This window comes from Diplocloster hominis, assembly GCF_032380655.1.
Taxonomy (GTDB): domain Bacteria; phylum Bacillota; class Clostridia; order Lachnospirales; family Lachnospiraceae; genus Diplocloster; species Diplocloster hominis.
This window is the reverse complement of record NZ_JAWDIY010000008.1, coordinates 56,802-73,275: the sequence shown is the minus strand read 5'-3', so window position 1 is coordinate 73,275 and position 16,474 is coordinate 56,802. Positions and strand designations below refer to the sequence as shown.

The 16,474-nt window shown below is 48.5% G+C and carries 14 protein-coding genes; 7 read left to right on the top strand and 7 right to left on the bottom strand.

Going from position 1 to position 16,474, the window contains the following annotated elements; all coding sequences use genetic code 11:
- The first annotated feature begins 100 nt into the window (after positions 1-100).
- The 3 genes from ABC831_RS09460 (at position 101) to ABC831_RS09450 (ending at position 3,235) form a co-directional block, all read left to right on the top strand.
- On the top strand, positions 101-1,432 hold the full coding sequence (locus ABC831_RS09460) for an ABC transporter substrate-binding protein (RefSeq protein WP_343247899.1): 1,332 nt from the start codon (positions 101-103) through the stop codon (positions 1,430-1,432).
- Positions 1,433-1,511: 79 nt separating this feature from the next.
- A complete protein-coding gene (locus tag ABC831_RS09455; RefSeq protein ID WP_343247898.1) occupies positions 1,512-2,408 on the top strand; it encodes a carbohydrate ABC transporter permease in 897 nt (298 codons plus the stop codon).
- Positions 2,405-3,235: a carbohydrate ABC transporter permease gene (locus tag ABC831_RS09450; RefSeq protein ID WP_343247897.1), complete on the top strand. Its 831-nt coding sequence runs from the start codon at positions 2,405-2,407 to the stop codon at positions 3,233-3,235. The genes ABC831_RS09455 and ABC831_RS09450 overlap by 4 nt, the downstream gene beginning before the upstream one ends.
- 171 nt (positions 3,236-3,406) lie before the next feature.
- Here the strand turns inward: ABC831_RS09450 and ABC831_RS09445 are convergent, their stop codons facing one another.
- Entirely contained in the window at positions 3,407-4,804 is a 1,398-nt protein-coding gene (locus tag ABC831_RS09445) for an aminopeptidase (RefSeq protein ID WP_343247896.1), read from the bottom strand.
- A gap of 328 nt (positions 4,805-5,132) precedes the next feature.
- Positions 5,133-6,041 (bottom strand): DUF2935 domain-containing protein, encoded by a 909-nt coding sequence (locus ABC831_RS09440; RefSeq protein WP_343247895.1) that lies wholly within the window; start codon positions 6,039-6,041, stop codon positions 5,133-5,135.
- A 210-nt stretch (positions 6,042-6,251) separates the two neighbouring features.
- On the opposite strand from ABC831_RS09440, the gene ABC831_RS09435 reads away from it, so the two are divergent.
- Both ABC831_RS09435 and ABC831_RS09430 read left to right on the top strand, forming a co-directional pair.
- Entirely contained in the window at positions 6,252-7,109 is an 858-nt protein-coding gene (locus tag ABC831_RS09435) for an Ltp family lipoprotein (RefSeq protein ID WP_343247894.1), read from the top strand.
- 235 nt (positions 7,110-7,344) lie between these two features.
- Positions 7,345-8,970: an AAA family ATPase gene (locus tag ABC831_RS09430; RefSeq protein ID WP_343247893.1), complete on the top strand. Its 1,626-nt coding sequence runs from the start codon at positions 7,345-7,347 to the stop codon at positions 8,968-8,970.
- A gap of 129 nt (positions 8,971-9,099) precedes the next feature.
- Here ABC831_RS09430 and ABC831_RS09425 read toward each other — a convergent pair whose 3' ends face one another.
- Both ABC831_RS09425 and ABC831_RS09420 read right to left on the bottom strand, forming a co-directional pair.
- The gene (locus tag ABC831_RS09425) at positions 9,100-9,321 is read right to left on the bottom strand and encodes a hypothetical protein (protein ID WP_343247892.1); all 222 of its coding nucleotides are present in this window, start codon (positions 9,319-9,321) and stop codon (positions 9,100-9,102) included.
- Between the two features lie 48 nt (positions 9,322-9,369).
- Positions 9,370-9,849, bottom strand: coding sequence for a hypothetical protein (locus ABC831_RS09420; protein ID WP_343247891.1), 480 nt, complete (start codon positions 9,847-9,849; stop codon positions 9,370-9,372).
- 35 nt (positions 9,850-9,884) lie between these two features.
- Here ABC831_RS09420 and ABC831_RS09415 point away from each other — a divergent pair, with 35 nt between their 5' ends.
- Positions 9,885-10,742, top strand: a complete 858-nt coding sequence (locus ABC831_RS09415; protein ID WP_343247983.1) for a glycoside hydrolase family 30 protein — start codon at positions 9,885-9,887, stop codon at positions 10,740-10,742.
- Positions 10,743-10,755: 13 nt separating this feature from the next.
- Here the strand turns inward: ABC831_RS09415 and ABC831_RS09410 are convergent, their stop codons facing one another.
- The 3 genes from ABC831_RS09410 to ABC831_RS09400 form a co-directional block, all read right to left on the bottom strand.
- A complete protein-coding gene (locus ABC831_RS09410) occupies positions 10,756-12,384 on the bottom strand; it encodes a hypothetical protein (protein WP_343247890.1) in 1,629 nt (542 codons plus the stop codon).
- Positions 12,377-13,090, bottom strand: a complete 714-nt coding sequence (locus ABC831_RS09405) for an ABC transporter ATP-binding protein (RefSeq protein WP_343247889.1) — start codon at positions 13,088-13,090, stop codon at positions 12,377-12,379. Before ABC831_RS09405 ends, ABC831_RS09410 begins: the two co-directional genes overlap by 8 nt.
- Before the next feature lie 285 nt (positions 13,091-13,375).
- The gene (locus ABC831_RS09400) at positions 13,376-14,236 is read right to left on the bottom strand and encodes an alpha/beta hydrolase fold domain-containing protein (RefSeq protein ID WP_343247888.1); all 861 of its coding nucleotides are present in this window, start codon (positions 14,234-14,236) and stop codon (positions 13,376-13,378) included.
- 211 nt (positions 14,237-14,447) lie between these two features.
- Between ABC831_RS09400 and ABC831_RS09395 the strand changes: the two genes are divergently transcribed.
- Positions 14,448-16,466: a sigma-54 interaction domain-containing protein gene (locus ABC831_RS09395; protein WP_343247887.1), complete on the top strand. Its 2,019-nt coding sequence runs from the start codon at positions 14,448-14,450 to the stop codon at positions 16,464-16,466.
- Positions 16,467-16,474: the final 8 nt, after the last annotated feature.

The window sequence follows — 16,474 nt, the reverse complement described above, 5'->3', positions numbered from 1 at the left end:
ACTTAGTCCTGATTAAAGCAAGGGTAAGGTCGAATAGTAAGATGTTCACCCATACCTGTCTGTGCGTGGAAACGCGCGAAAGGAGGAAAATATGCATCCTATGAAAAAGTTCGTTGCTACAGCATTATCCCTGGTTCTTGCGGCAGGCACCTTAGCCGGCTGCAAAACGTCCGACGCGTCATCTGGTTCTGCTGATTCTTCTGCCCCGCCCGCGGCTGCGGAAGAAACTTCCAAGCCGGCGCAAAATACGGATTCGGCGGAAAAGGTCTATATATCGGTAGCCACCAACCTGGTCGGCGACCAGGCAGATGTTCTGGAAAGCCTGATGAATGATTACATGGATAGCCATTCCAACATAGTGATTGATTTTTCCGCTCCCGGTTCCGAATATGAAAATATGATGAAGGTGAAGATGGCCGGCAACGATCTTCCTGACCTTTGGACGACCCACGGCTGGGCCAAAGCGCGCTACGGGAATTACCTGGCAGACTTGCGCGACCGTGAATGGGCAGATAAGATTGATCCGTCTTTTAAAAATATCATTGCCGATGAAGACGGTAAAGTATATGCCCTGCCTTTTGACGAAGATAAGGGTATGATTGTTTATAACGTGGATGTATTTGAAAAGTATGGAATAACGGAAATGCCCAAAACCATGGATGAACTGCTTGCAGTCTGCGAGAAGATCAAGACCGGAAGCAACGGCACGGTGGCCCCCTTCACCGTTTCCTGCGAGGGTTGGGAAGAGGCCCAGTATTTTGATTACATGGGGGCCGCTATGTATCTGACTCCTGAAAACAACGACGCGGATGCGCTGCTGGACGGTTCGTTCGACTGGGCAAAATGGGAACCTCTCGCGCAGACCTGGAAGGATATGTATGACAAAGGATACATCAACAAGGACGCGCTCACCGCGAAATACGATGACAATGTACGCGCTTTTGCCACGGGCGAGGCGGCGATGGGATGGTTTGGACCTTATTTTATAGAAGAGGCGAAAAAAGTGAATCCTGATTTCCGCGGCGATATTATGCCGATCCCTGCCTGGGATGAAAACGGAACGGCTTCGTTCGCAGGCGGCGAACGCGTAACCCTGGGCGCATGGAAAGACTCTCCCAATCTGGATGTTGCTTTGGATATCATTGATTTTTGCGCACAGCCGGAAAATGTCAAGAAAATCTGTGAGTCTACACAGCTTCCGTCTGCTATCTTAGGCGTGAACCCCGATATCGGGCAGTTCGCGGAGTCCTTTGAGCGCTACAAGGATGTTCCTGCATACCCGTATCTGGACCGTGTATACCTGCCCAGCGGCATGTGGGACGTCATGTGTAAAAATTCCCAGAGTATCATGGCCGGCGATATTACCGCTAAGGATTTTGCAGATAATATGAGTGCCGAGTACAAACGTCTTCGGAGCATCACCGAGGAATAGTTCTCAAACTGGTAAGCGGTCAAGTCCGGGGCTGTTGGGAAATGAATCCCGACAGCCCCAATTCTTTCGAGGTGAATATATGAAACTAAAACGTCTTTGGAACCGGGCTTCAAGTACCGGCAGCATTTTAAATGTGCTATATATGCCCGCTCTTCTGCTGGTTTTTATGTTTATTTTTTATCCATTTGTCCAGGGTATCCTCATTTCCTTCCGGGAATGGAACGGCTACTCCCCTAATTACCTTTTCGTGGGACTGGAAAAATATAAAGCAATGTTCAAAGACCCCAACTTCTATACCGTACTGCGCAATACTCTGATCTACGGTATCGGCAGCACTTTTTTGCAGAATGTCTTCGGACTGCTGATGGCACTGCTTCTGGATCAGAAGCTCAGGGGCGAAAAATTCGTGCGCACCCTGGTCTATCTGCCGGTGGTCGTCAGCGCGATCATCATGGGCTATGTCTGGTACTTTTTCTTTAAATATAACGGCGGCGCCATTAATGACGTGACAGCTCTGTTCGGAGCGCAGCCGGTGGACTGGTTAAGCAGCGGCAAACGCTCGGTGCCCATCATCGTGCTGGTCAATACCTTCCAGTATGTAGGCAGTTCCATGATGATCTATCTGGCAGGGCTTCAGAATATCTCAACCGAGTACTTCGAAGCGGCGGAAATCGATGGCGCTTCCGGTTATAAAAAGTTTTTCAAAATCACGCTGCCGCTGCTGATGCCTTCTATCACCTTCAGTGTGGTATGGAACCTGATCGGCGGCCTGAAGTTATTTGACGTAATCCAGGCCCTCACCGGAGGCGGCCCGGGTTATGCCTCCGCCTCTATCTCCACCATGATGTATCAGGTATACTTCGTGCGTATGGACGCGGGCTACGCGGCGGCAATGGGTAACTTTATGTTCGTCCTCATTTCCGTTTTGAGTATTTACGCGCTTCGCTATCTGCGCGGAAAGGAGGTGGAACAATGAATCGTGTACAAAAAAAGCGGTCCCGCCGTGTGATGCAGGCCGGTGTGGTTCTGCTGGGCCTCCTGTATTCCGTTCCGTTTTATATCCTGATCCTGGTATCTTTAAAACCGGTTACGGACCTGTCGTCCTATTGGACTCCGCCTCTGGCGCCAACGCTTGAAAACTTTGCCAACGCCTGGTATAAAGCCCACTTAGGACGGGCTTTCCTGAATAATGTCATAATTACGGCTGTAGTGCTTCTGGTCGTTGTGCTGGTGGGAGCCATCGCGTCTTATCCCCTTGCCCGCTTCAAGACGAAATGGAACAACTTTATATACACACTGTTCGTTTCCTGTATGGTGGTACCCCCTCTTACCGCGCTGGTGCCTCTTTACCGGCTGATCGCGGACACTTTTGGTACCAGTACCTATGCCGGAATCATCTTCCCGCACATCGCATTTCAGCTGCCCATGACGATTTTCCTCTACACCGGCTTTATCACGTCCATTCCCAGGGAGCTGGACGAAGCGGCCATGATCGACGGCGCGTCCCGCTTCACACTGTTTTACCGCATCCTTTTCCCTTTACTTAAGCCCATTACGGCCACTGTGGTCATCATGGTCGGTGTCCAGATTTGGAATGACTACACCTTTTCCTTGTTTTTCCTGCAAAAGCCTGAGATGAAGACGATTACCACATCGCTCTCCATGTTCTTCTCCCAGTATTCCAACAATGTAAGCTGGGTGGCGGCCGGCTGTATCATGTGCGCCCTGCCGCTGGTGGTGGTATACCTGGCATTGCAGCAGTATTTTGTTAAGGGACTGTCGTCAGGCGCTGTAAAAGGATGAGAGCGGTATCTGTTAGCGCTGCTTTCAATCCAGCGGTAAAAACCGTTTAGAGCCAGTAACGGACCCGCCTTTATGAATAAAATACAAAAGCCGTACTATTTTACCTAAGTACGGCTTTTGATATCAAAAGTTTAGTTTTCCGCAACAAGTGAACCTTTATCGTGTCTCCGCTCACATGTCCATAACAAAAGCCTTATACCCCTTATACGCTTCGAACACATCCGCTTTGCTGGTAATCTCCCAGGGTGCGTGCATGCACAGCACCGCCACACCGCTGTCTACCACTTCCATCCCATAATTGGCCATAATATAGGCGATGGTACCGCCGCCCCCGGCGTCCACTTTGCCAAGCTCCGCGAACTGATAGGCTACCTGATGATCATCCATCACCTTCCGGATCAGGGCCAGGTATTCTGCATTGGCGTCGTTTGATCCGCTTTTTCCCCGGCTGCCTGTGAATTTGTTGAATACCAGCCCTTTGGCGAAGAACGCCGAACTTCTTTTTTCAAACGCCTCCGCGAACATGGGATCAAATGCAGCGCTCACATCGGAGGACAGCATCCTGGAATTCTGAAGGGCGCGGCGCACCTTCAGTTCCGACTCTCCGACCAGAAGTGCGGTCAGCTCCGCCACCATATTTTCAAAGAATTTGGAGTGCATGCCGGTGGCCCCGACACTGCCGATCTCTTCTTTGTCCACCAGGATACAGCAGGCCGTCTTCTTTACCTGCGGTACATCCAGCAGCGCGAACAGTGAGGTAAAGGCGCATACCCGGTCGTCCTGTCCGTAAGCCATGATCATGCTCCGGTCGATTCCGCAGTCCCTTGCTTTTCCTGCCGGAACGATCTCCAGCTCGGCCGATACGAAGTCCTCCTCCGTGATTCCATAGGTATCCTTCAGGATTTGGAGTACGTAAGCCTTTACCCGGTCCTTTTCTTCCTTCTTCAGATTCTCAGCCTCTTCCAGAGGACGGCTCCCGAACAGCAGGTCCAGCTTCTCTCCCTCGATCACCGCACTGGCCTTTTTTTCCATCTGCTGCGAAGCCAGATGGACCAGCAGATCCGTTACGGCGAATACCGGGTCCTCCTCCTTTTCCCCGATATGGATTTCCGTCAGCGTACCGTCTTTCCCTGCCACTACGCCATGGAGCGCCAGCGGGATCGTCACCCACTGATACTTTTTAATGCCTCCGTAATAATGGGTGTCCAGATAAGCCAGCTCTTCGTTTTCATAGAGCGGATTCTGTTTCACATCGATACGAGGGGAATCGATATGGGCACCCAGAATGTTCATCCCCCGCTCCAACGGCTCTGTCCCGATTCGGAACGCAGCCACGCTCTTATCCATGCACACCGCGTAAACCCCGTCGCCGGCCTGCAGACGCTCCTTATTTTCGATTATCTGATCCAGCCTGCGGAATCCCTTCTCCTCCAGCATACGGACCGCCAGCTTCACGCATTCCCGCTCCGTTTTCCCTTCATCCAGACATTCCTTGTAGGAACGGCTGATACGCTCTAATTCTTCCAGCTCCTCCGGCTTATATGTCTTCCATACATTTTCCCTGTCCACTGTACTGATTCTCCTTTCATTTTCATAATCCTCTTGCCTATAGTATTTTATTCTACCACATGTCACGGCAGAAAAACACATCTTGTATTTCTAAATCGTTATACCTAAATCGTTATACTTTATGGTATTGAAAGTTGTTCTAGTGTTCTGACACGTTTATATTCTAACGAACAGTGCTGTTCGTTGGAATAGGAACATGTCAGCACACTAGTATAGAATCTGCCGGTTTCGGGAATCTATTCTATTATTTACAGCAGTGTACGATAAAATGAAGGGCCAAATCCCCAAATTTAAGGAATTTGACCCTGTCCCGAACCGGCATTACCAATTATTTATAATCAGTCAGAAGCCGAATATAATGATTAGCCTCCCTCAACACATGATCGGCCAATAGCGGCAGGATCACCGACCGTATCCTGCATTCTTGGATTCCTTTTGTTCCCGCACTTTTAAAATCCCGGAACTTCAAGGTTTCATTAAGCGATACATTTGTGTCCATCGCAATTGATAAATCCATGGTCTCACGGCAGTCCGAAAGCAGCCTGGCATACTCTTTTGCAAAGGTATCGGAGGTTTCGATTAATTCATTTTCTGAGGGATCCAGCAGGCCGCGGATAAACATCGCGTGTTCCATCATGATCTGGTTCCAAAACTGTTCCGTCTGTTTTATATTCCGGTAATCAAAGTCCCTTCCGTTTTCCAGATTACTTACGTATGTACGGTATAACTTCGCTTCACGAATAATGTGTTCAATCAGCAGCGGGTAATTCATAGTAAACATTTTACAGCTGAGCACATTTTGCAGAATGCACTCTTTCAGCGCGATCAGTCCATCCAGCAATTCAATGGCATCCCGGTTCAATTGATGCACATTAGCGCACAGCTGCGCACTGACACAGGGATTCTCCCCATGGCGCAGACAGACTTCGTGAGCGGTAATTTCCTGGTTTATGCTGATTCCCGTGAACTGCTGTGTCTGCCATTCGGCACATGCTGTGAATTCCGTGATGATTTCACCGGAACATAGAACATTGCGGCTTACGACTCCATCGCTTAAATGAACCGCACAGTATAACAAATCTTCGAATTTTTGCTTAAATAGCTCAGCTTCGTTTGCAAAAGAGCTGTCCGCAGGGGTGAAGCCTGCCCTTAGAAACAAAGAGTGTTCTTTCATGATTCTTGAAAAGAACAGATGCAATTCAAGCGACAGAACTACAAATCTGCTGTCATTTGCCAAAGTCATACCTCCAATATGTTATTTTAAGTAACATTCCTTAAAATAATATGCTGGCTGCTTCAAATTATGTATGTTGACTTTTAGAGTTGAATGGAGTATTAGATTCCTTCATGTTCCTTGTCATAAAATGCCGGATATGCTAGAATTATAGTATATATGACAGACACGCTGCAAACTAATTATCTTACAATTATGAGGGAGGAATGAGAAATGAGAAAGATTCTGGCACTGTCACTTGCGCTCCTTATGGGATTCACTCTGGCTGCCTGCGGGGGTATCACGGTCACGCCGGCAGACAGCAGCTCCGGTACACAGGATGAAACGGCCACCCCTGCTCCTGTTCAGACCGAATCTCCTGGTCCTGTTAAAGCCCAGAGCGAAACTCCCGTGCCTCAGCAGGATGCCCTGTCCGGTACAGAAAAACCGGTGCAGGCATCCGGCACCGATACGGACAGTACGGGCACCCCCGGCAATACGGACAGCCAGGCTTCCGGAGCAACTGTGGGACAAAAAAATGCCCTTCAGAAAGCGCATTCCTATTTAGCCTACACGGCCTTTTCCTACAACGGTTTAGTCGATCAATTAGAGTTTGAAGGCTTTACCCATGAGGAGGCTGTATACGGCGCGGACAACTGCGGTGCGGACTGGGATGCTCAGGCTGTGGTAAAAGCGAAATCCTATCTGAACTTCTCCTCTTTTTCACATGACGGGTTAATCGACCAATTGGAATATGAAGGCTTTACCCATGACCAGGCAGTATACGGCGCGGACAACTGCGGACTGGAGGGCGGAAGCCAGGCGGTCGCAAAAGCGAAATCCTATTTAGAATTTTCCGCTTTTTCTTACGACGGGTTAGTGGAACAGCTGGAATATGAAGGATTCACACACGAAGACGCGGTAAACGCAGTAGACAATTGCGGTGCGGACTGGAATGAACAGGCGGCAATAAAAGCCAAGTCCTATTTAGATTTTTCTTCATTTTCCCGGAACAGTCTGATTGATCAGCTGGAATACGAAGGATTTACACACGAACAGGCCGTATATGGGGTTGAGGCAAATGGATTCTAAGTTTGAATAAATAACTAAGGATTTCATATTAATATGGATAAAAAGGGATGCCTTGAAATGCATCCCTTTTTTCAGCAGAATATATCATTTTACTCTGTTATCGATCGGAGTTAAAAATTAACTGTCGAAAAGATCCTGTGGGATCTGAAAGGATTTTCTGCTATAATGAAACAGGAAAGCATGGGATCGTGTCTGGTTGATTTTTTTGAAGGTAAATTTGGAAGGGAGCGGAATTATGGGGGTTTATTTGGATAGTAAGACCGCATATACACTTTATAGAAATGAGACTGCAAAACCGTATTTTGTTGACAAGTCTTTGTTATTAAAAGAACTGTTTCCCCTGGTGCGGGAAGGAAATAATCATATCTGCATTACCAGGCCCAGGCGGTTTGGGAAAACGGTCATGGCTAATATGATTGCCGCTTTTTTTTCCAGAGTATGTGATGCGCAGGATATTTTCCAGGGGCTGAAAATTTCGGGGGTGGATGAGTACGACAGATTTCGGAATCAATATTCAGTTATTCATATTTCATTTAATGATATATCAGGGCAATGCGCATCCTATCCGGAGTATATCGGCCGGATCGAAAAGCGTCTGATTAAGGATTTGAAGATCGCGTATCCGGATGTGGAGCTGGAAGGGGATGCGGTGGATGCTTTTATAGATATCTATGCTGCGGATGATAATGCAAGGTTTATTTTTGTTCTGGATGAATGGGATTTTATTTTTCATCAGGATTTTGTGACTGAAACTGATAAAAAAGCGTTTCTGGCCTTTCTGCGGAGTTTGTTAAAGGACAGGCCATATGTTCTTCTTGTTTATATGACAGGTATTCTTCCTATTGCAAAATATTCAAGCGGATCTGAGCTGAATATGTTTGTTGAGTATACGATGGTTACAGAAGAGCGATTTTCTGATTGTTTCGGTTTTACGGAAAAGGAAGTTGATTTATTGTTTGATCGTTATGTGAAGAATACCGCCAAATCCAGGCAAGTCACAAGAGAAGGTTTAAAGAGCTGGTATGACGGATATCATACACGGTCCGGAGAAAGACTTTATAATCCTCGTTCAGTAGTCACTTCTTTAACAAATAATAATCTTGGAAATTATTGGACCAGTTCAGGACCTTATGATGAAATCTATTATTATATAGAAAAGAATATAGCTGAAGTGAGAGACGATCTAGCAGTAATGGTTTCCGGAAGCGCAGTTCCCATAAAGATTTGGGAGTATGCAGCTACCTCTATGAATCTTAAGACAAAGGAAGAAATCTTTTCTGCCATGGTTGTTTATGGTTTCCTTAGCTATGAGAACGGTATGGTATCCATTCCCAATAAAGAATTGATGGGGAGATTTGTGGATATGCTCCGAAAGGAACCATCTCTTGGTTATATATATCGTCTGGCAAAAGAGTCAGAGCGGATGTTGAAAGCGACTCTTTCCGGAGATACGCGGACCATGTCTGAGATTCTGGAGATCGCACATGATACAGAAGTTCCAATGTTGAGTTACAACAATGAGACAGAGCTGGCTGCGATTGTCAATCTGGTTTATCTGGCCGCCAGAGATACGTACCGGGTAGAACGTGAAGACAAGGCAGGTGTGGGATATGCTGATTTTATTTTTTATCCTGATACAGATAAAAATGCTGATTGTATCATTCTTGAATTAAAAATCGATCACTCACCTGAGGACGCGATCCAGCAAATCAAGGATAAAAAGTATGACCTGCGCTTCTATGGAAAACTCGGAGAAGAATCCCGCTATCCCGGCCGTATACTGGGAGTGGGCATCAGTTATGACAGAGGACTGAAGAAACATCGCTGTATGATCGAGATTCTGAGGGGCCGGTGCAAGTAAGCGCCATCAGCCCCTCAACTTCCCTAACCTCTCATTCATAAGGGGAATCAGGGCTTTGTTACCAGATACCGGGAGATTGACATCCAAATCGACTGAAAGATTACTCTGTTATAGATCGGAGTTATAAAGCTACTCCACACCCATCAGCAGCCTCATCACATACATTTCCAGAGCTTCGAAGTTCCTCTCTTCCACACATTTTTTCTGGAAGTCATAATCAAACCTCCCGACCTTTTGCTCGAGTGCACGGAAAATATCCAGGCTGTTTTGCAGATGACGGTAGCTTTCCTCTTGGGTTGTGGTCCTCATAGCTTTCACATCCAGCCCGACATACTCCCCTTCTACTATCATTTTTATTATTTCGTTTTCTTTGATCAAATGTGTTCCTGCCGCAGCTCTTCACCGATGTTCCTCCTCACCCACCGCAGTCAGAGGGTAGTCGAAAAAATGCGGCCTGCCGTCACTGATGTAAGTATATTCGTACTTTCCTGCACAATAGTTTAACTTCGTTCCGGTCGGAAGCACAGCCCGGACAAAGATACGTCCCCGCTCCGGCTGTTGGGATAATTCTATCCGGCCGTCTCTGTAAGGGAGCCGACGGATTCCACATTTTTCCGGCATCGGATTCCACGCCACTTCGTGTTCCAGCGCGTAAGTACGGATTCCAAGAACCGTCTCGATCAGCAAGGTGGTATCCCCCAGCGCGGACCATCCATAGTCGTGCATGGAAATATTGCCCCGCGTACTCTTTTCACTGCAATAATTTTCCCAGATATCGCTCGTGGTCTCCAGGACCTCTGCCATACGGTATGCGTGATTCTCGGCCAGTTCCCTGGCAAACCCATCCTGTTTGCATATTTTAAGACCTTCTACAGCCATATAGATCAGAGGCGGCCAGACGGACCCTCTCCAGTATTCGCCTGTCCAGGGATGAACAGGAAATCATCCCCATTCTCAGGGAAGCACAGAAGCGGAATCCGGAACTAAAATTAATGCTGTCGCCCTGGTCGCCCCCCGCGTATATGAAGACCACCGCGGAACGCAACCAGGGGGGCAAACTGCTTCCCCAGTACCGGGAACGCTGGGCCCGCTATCTGTGCCGATACATACTGGAATACCAAAAACACGGACTTCAGGATGTTGTCGTCTTGGTCTGGGATCATAATAAGGAACGATTATTGGAACGTTTGGAAGCGGTGTGCGCGGACCCGCAGACCAACGCCTATGTGGGCAGCGGCGCTTTTCACTGGTATACCGGAGACCATTTTGAAGCCCTGGAACTGGTCCGCAGGCGTTTTCCTGAAAAAAAACTGTTTTTCACGGAAGGCTGCGTCGAGTACAGCCGTTTTCCCAGAGACCAAAAAGCCAGCGCCTATATGTACGCGCATGATATCATCGGCAATTTAAATGGAGGCGCCCATGTCAGCATCGACTGGAATATCGTGCTGGATCACCTGGGCGGACCGAACCATGTACATAATTATTGTGATGCGCCGGTCATGTGCAATATAGCCGCCGGCGAGGCTAAGGAGCAGATGTCTCTTAAGTATCTGGAACATTTCAGCCGCTATATCCTTCCGGGGGCTGTGAGGATCGGCTTCACCCGCTACACAGACCGTTTGGAGATGACCGCCTTTAAAAATCCGGACGGATCGTATGCGGCCGTTATCTGCAACGCCGGCAGCGAACCCCTGCCTGCAGTACTCAGATTTCAGGGCAGGGCGCTGAAACTTATATTCCCGCAGGAATCGCTGTCCACGCTTATATGGTAACGGACCCCTGTCACTATTTCACACGAAACGATACCGGCGCGCGGCGGTACACCGCCACCAGCGCGGCCAGTATATAAATAACGGTAAAGCACAGCACCGTCATGGTAAATGCAAAACCGCCCACCTCTATCTGAAGGCAGATAAAACACAGCATATACATGACACTGTTGAGGACCGAGAAAAATGGATTCTTCACCTTCAGGCTCTCAGAATAGGGCTGAAAGATATAGTAAAGGCAGAGGTGATGCACGGTAAACAGCACTGAAAGCAGAAGGATCGCGGAGCAAAACAGCAGCATATCCATGTCGAACACAGTTCCGGTGCACAGCAGCCGGAAACCTGCCGCTGCCAGGCAGACCGCCCCCGCTATAAAAAGGTCGTACAGCGCCACCCTCACAAAACGAAGCTGGAAATTCTTCAATATCGTCTCCGGCCGGCGGTACCAGGCATAATGGAGCAGATCCTTGTCGCAGTTGTAGAACATGGCCCGGCTGGCCTTGTCAGCCACGGTCATGAAGTACATGATAAAGATGAAGGAGGGAAGCATAGCTGTCATATTCTCACTGAGCCTGACCGCCAGCTCCCGGTTTGTAAACCAGAGGACTACCGACACGCCGAACAGCGCCGCCGCCAGCGCCAGCCGGAAGCACACGGGTTTCACCAGCTGGCGCTTATGCCGTGCAAAGAACAGGGCGTTCAGGTAAGCATAGCCCCTGAGATATCGGAATTTCTCTTTGTCCGCTTCTGATATAGCGATATCCTTTTCTTTCATCTCTACTTCTTTGAAGGTCGCCGCCGTTCCGGATGACGCTTTTACCAGGTTGGAGAACAGGAAGTTGATATCGATGGACCGGTGAAACTTCTTCTCATATCCTCTGTATCCGACCGTGATATACCAAAGGCACCATCCCCCAAGGGCGGCAAACGCCGTGACCGCAGCCGGATGTGTCAGTACGGATGCAAGCAGCGGTTTCCACCCGAATAGAAAAGGAAGAACGGCGCCTGCAAGGCCGCCTGTAATCAAAAACCAGCTATAGCCCATACTGCGGGAGATCACCTTCCCCGTACGGTCAAATATAATTAACTGAGCCGCCTCTCCCATCATGCGGAACGAAACCAGAAGCAGCCAGAGTAAGAATCCCTGCCAAACCGTTCCTCCCGACATGCGTGCGAAGATTAGCAGCCACAGCAGATAATAGATAAAAAAGGGAATGTACTTGAACGCCAGGGCGGCCCGGATATACGCAGCCGCATTCATATGTATGTATTTGATACAGATAATCTTATCCCTCGTAACCGCAAAAATCTGGCTGTCTCCCAAGGCGCCCAAAAAGCAGTTCAGGAAGAACAGGATCTGAGCCATGACAAGAAACCCCTGTCCCTCATACTGCGGGTTCCCGTACAAAAGCAGCATAAGGGGCAGCGTAACCACTGTGGCCAGATATATCGGTTTCCCACAAAAATCGATCAGCTGGCGGACTACAACAGCCACTATGCTAAGCCCTCTCTTCAACCCGTAATTCGAATAGACCGAATCCGGCACATATTTCCCTATAATCCAAAGCCTCTTAAAATAATAAAGAAAAGCATTCACCCACAGCGCGGCTTTCAGCTGTGTCATTTGTTTTAACGCGTTAATCATGGGCATCCTCATCTTTCAGCAGCTCGATAATCTGCTTCTCAAAGTCCTTGCTGCCCAGCATCTGGTGGTCAATCTGCTGCAGCCGGCCGTCACTGAGCACTACGATCTCATCACACAGATCGGTTGCGAGCTGTAAGATATGGGTGGAAAAGATGATGATATGATCGTTTTTAATTTCCCGCAAAAGCTGCTTGATCTCCAGAGCAACCACCACATCAAAGGAGGTCAGCGGCTCATCCAGCAGGATAACGGGAGGGCGCGCTATGATAAAGCAAAGCATCTGCACTTTATTCTTCATACCATGGGAATATCCTTTGATCAGCCGGTGCCGGTCCTCCGGCTCGATCTTAACCATATCAAAATATTCATCCACCGTTTTTTGCATGGGGATCTCTGTGTCGTGAATATCCATATAAAACTTAATAAATTCATAGCCGGTCAGAAAATCCGGCAGCACAGGCATAGAAAATACATAGCCGATCTGTTCCGGGGAAAGGGGCCGTCTCTCTTTGCCTTCCTTCTCAATAACCGCCTCTCCTCCATCCGTCTGCACCTCATCGGTCAGGCAGTTAAAGAGCGTGGTCTTACCTGCTCCGTTCCTGCCCAGAAGCCCGTAGATCTTCCCTTTCTCAAAAGTAAAGGAACAGTCCTTGAGCACTTCTTTGCTTCCGTAGGACTTTCTGATTCCTGTCAGTTTCAGTTCCATGAATACACTCCTTTTCTTGTATATTATCCGGTATAGAGAGAAAACAAAAAGCACAACCCACATCATTCGAATGCAGGTTATGCCTTATTCTTAAGTTCCGGTTGAATTCTCAAAACGTCGTCGTTTTGGTCTGTCTCACTGCTGGCGGCGTCATACATAGCGGCAGAAGATTTCCTTTCGCAAAACTATTTTGCAATATCATAGGGGATTTAAGCCTCTGTGTCAACCGTTTTCTACAAAACTTAACAAACTTTTAATAGGGTTCTTGAGGAGAACGCCCGCAAATCAGCAGTACTCTGCAAAAAACTCCCCGATCACACGATATACCTCCGCGCTCCAGAAATTATTCTCATGCCGTCCCCCGTCCACCTGATACGCAAAAGCCGTCACCCCGGAATCCAATAATCTATGGTACATATCCACCATCTGCTGAATGCCAACCAATTCGTCCCCGGTACCATGCATCAGTAGGAAGGCCGGATATGTTTTGCCCGGTTCCACCCGGTACAGCGGGCTCATCTCCCTGATCACCTCCGGCCACAAGTCCCTGTCCTTCCCCAGAATAGCAGGCAGCATCGAACGATCCACCGGACCTTTCGGCATCAGGCCGTCGAATTCCATCGGGCCGAAACAGCTGACCACCGCGTTGACGGAGTCCGAATAGCCGTCATGCTCCTTCGTCTCATACCTCGGATCATCCGCCGTCAGACCCACAAGCATCGCCGCGTTCCCCCCTGAGGAGGTGCCCCAGACTGCCACCCGCTCCGGGTCTATCCCATATTCCGCAGCTTGTCTTTTCAGATACCGGATCGCGCATTTTACATCGATCAGATACGCCGGAAAAGGATGTCCTTCCAGCGCGTTGCGATGACTCACCGTAGCCACTATATAACCCGCCCGCGCGATCTGCGCCAGCTGCGGTATCTCAAACTCCAGATTCGGCGTCTTAAAGCCGCATCCCTGTACAAAAACGATCAAGGGCTTTGGGCTCTTTTCTGTTTCGCCGGACTGCAGATTCCAGGGTAAAAATAGCGTTAGTTTTAATTCTTCTCCGGTAATCACGGAATATGTTATATTCTGTTTCAATAAATACTGTCCTTCCATATTGGGGTTATTTGCTATATGTGGAATATCCGGATATTTCATTTTTACCTCCCGCGGCGCGCTGCGCCATAAATTCTATAAAGAAATTATACGTTCCTGTCACCAGTATACCGTGATTTTATTCTAATCACAATAAAACTATATAAGGATTCGCTCCCCCATTCTACTGGATTTCCAAAATTACTCATGCTATAATAAAAATGCGCTAAAAACCCGGCCAAAAGGCCCTATTTATAGTCAAGGGGAATCTGCCATGGAATTTACTTACGATGAAAACGCCATCAGGAAATATAAAAATTCTTTTCTCAGAGGGGAACTCCTGGAAAAGGGTATCGTTTCTGAAAATATCTATCAGTCATGGGTGCGCTGCCGGCAGTCCAACGTAGACGCTTCTCAGAAGGTATTGATCCGGGAGGCCACTGACACCCACACATCCAACGATATCCTGGAAAGCTCCCGGTATGTCCGCAGGCAGTCGGAATTTATTTACCAGATGAAGTTCGACCTGCTTTCCAACATCGGCGTCGCTGTCTTTTATCTGAATCGGAATCTTTCGGTATTTTCCAAAGGAGGGAACCGCAAGCTTCTGGATGAACTGAAAAGTAAAAATTTAAGATTCTCTACCAATATGTCGGAAAATCTGGTAGGTACCAACGCGGCCGCCCTTGCTCTCCAGGGTAAAAAATCCTGCATGGTATTCGGCCAGGAACACTATGCCGATGCTCTGTCCGGCTATGTGACCATTGCTTTCCCCTATTTTCGTACTTTCCCGCAGAGCAAAATATTTGCCCAGGACGCGTTTATCAATATGTACGTGATGCCTGTGGAGCTGGCCGATGATCTTCATTTTTCCGTAATCCGCTATCTGGGTTCCCTGGATTTTTATACAGATCCTTCCCATGAGTTAAAAGATCTGATGTCTGAGTTTAACGCCAAGGCCAATCATTCCTGCTATATCCTGCTGGATCAGGCCGGCATTATCATGGATGTCAATATTCTGTTCTGCGAAGCCTTTGATATCTGTCAGGATGTGGTCTGCGGCAAGAGACCGGAACAACTGTATCCCGAGCTGGGGGATATCATGAAACGTCTGTACCGTCAGGAAAAAGTGAAGTCCTGTTCGATCGTGTTCAACAGCCTGTCCGCCGGGAAAAACGACTTCTATGTGGACGCTATGCCAATGACCAAAGATCAGAAGCTCGTGGGATATATCATAGTCCTGACCAATTCCAGGCACGTGCAGCGTTATGTCAATCGTCTTGTAAACAAGGGCGCTTACTATACTTTCGACAATCTGATCGGTAAAAACCGGGACTTTGAGATCAGTAAGCGAATGGCCGCCCGCATCGCAGCCGGTAACAGCAATGTACTGATCTGCGGAGAGAGCGGTACCGGAAAAGAACTGTTCGCCCAGTCGATCCACAACGCCAGCGACCGAAACCACGGTCCCTTTGTCTCCATCAACTGTGCGGCGCTTCCAAAAGAGCTGATCAGCAGTGAGCTGTTCGGTTATGAAGAGGGGGCGTTTACCGGAGCGCGCAAAGGCGGCTCCATGGGTAAATTCGAGCAGGCAAACCAGGGCACGCTGTTTCTGGATGAAATCGCCGAGATGCCTCTGGATATGCAGTCGGTGCTGCTCCGCGTGATCGAGGAACGAACGGTAAGCCGTCTGGGCGGTTCCCAGCCCAGAAGCGTGGATGTGCGCATTATCGCTGCCACCAACCGGGATCTGATGAAATATATTGAAGAAAATAAATTCCGCCTGGATTTGTACTACCGTCTCAACGTGATGCGTCTGGATCTGATCCCGCTTCGGAATCATCTGGACGATATCCCGCTGCTGGTGGATCATTTCATCCGGCATTTTAATGAAAGCGCCCAAAAATCCGTGCGGGAACTGGACCCCAAAGCCATGGAATGTTTAATGAAGTACACATGGCCCGGAAACATCCGGGAACTGCGCAATGTCATGGAGCGCTGTGTGAATCTGTCGGTTCAGGATATTATCACCCTGGAATGCCTGCCTGCGGAACTGCAAAACGAACAGGATTTTTCACAAACACAGCAGCAGTTCCCTTCCTCCAAGCAGCCGGACACTTTGGAGCCGGAATTCTTAAGCCAGCACTACAGCAGTTATGAAGAATACGAATGCCAGCGTATCGTCGAACTGATGAAACAATACAAAGGAAACCGAACCCAGGTCGCTCAGGAGTTAGGAATATCCAGAGCCACACTCTACCGCAAGATGAAGAAGATATCTAACTGGAATTAAAGGAGGCG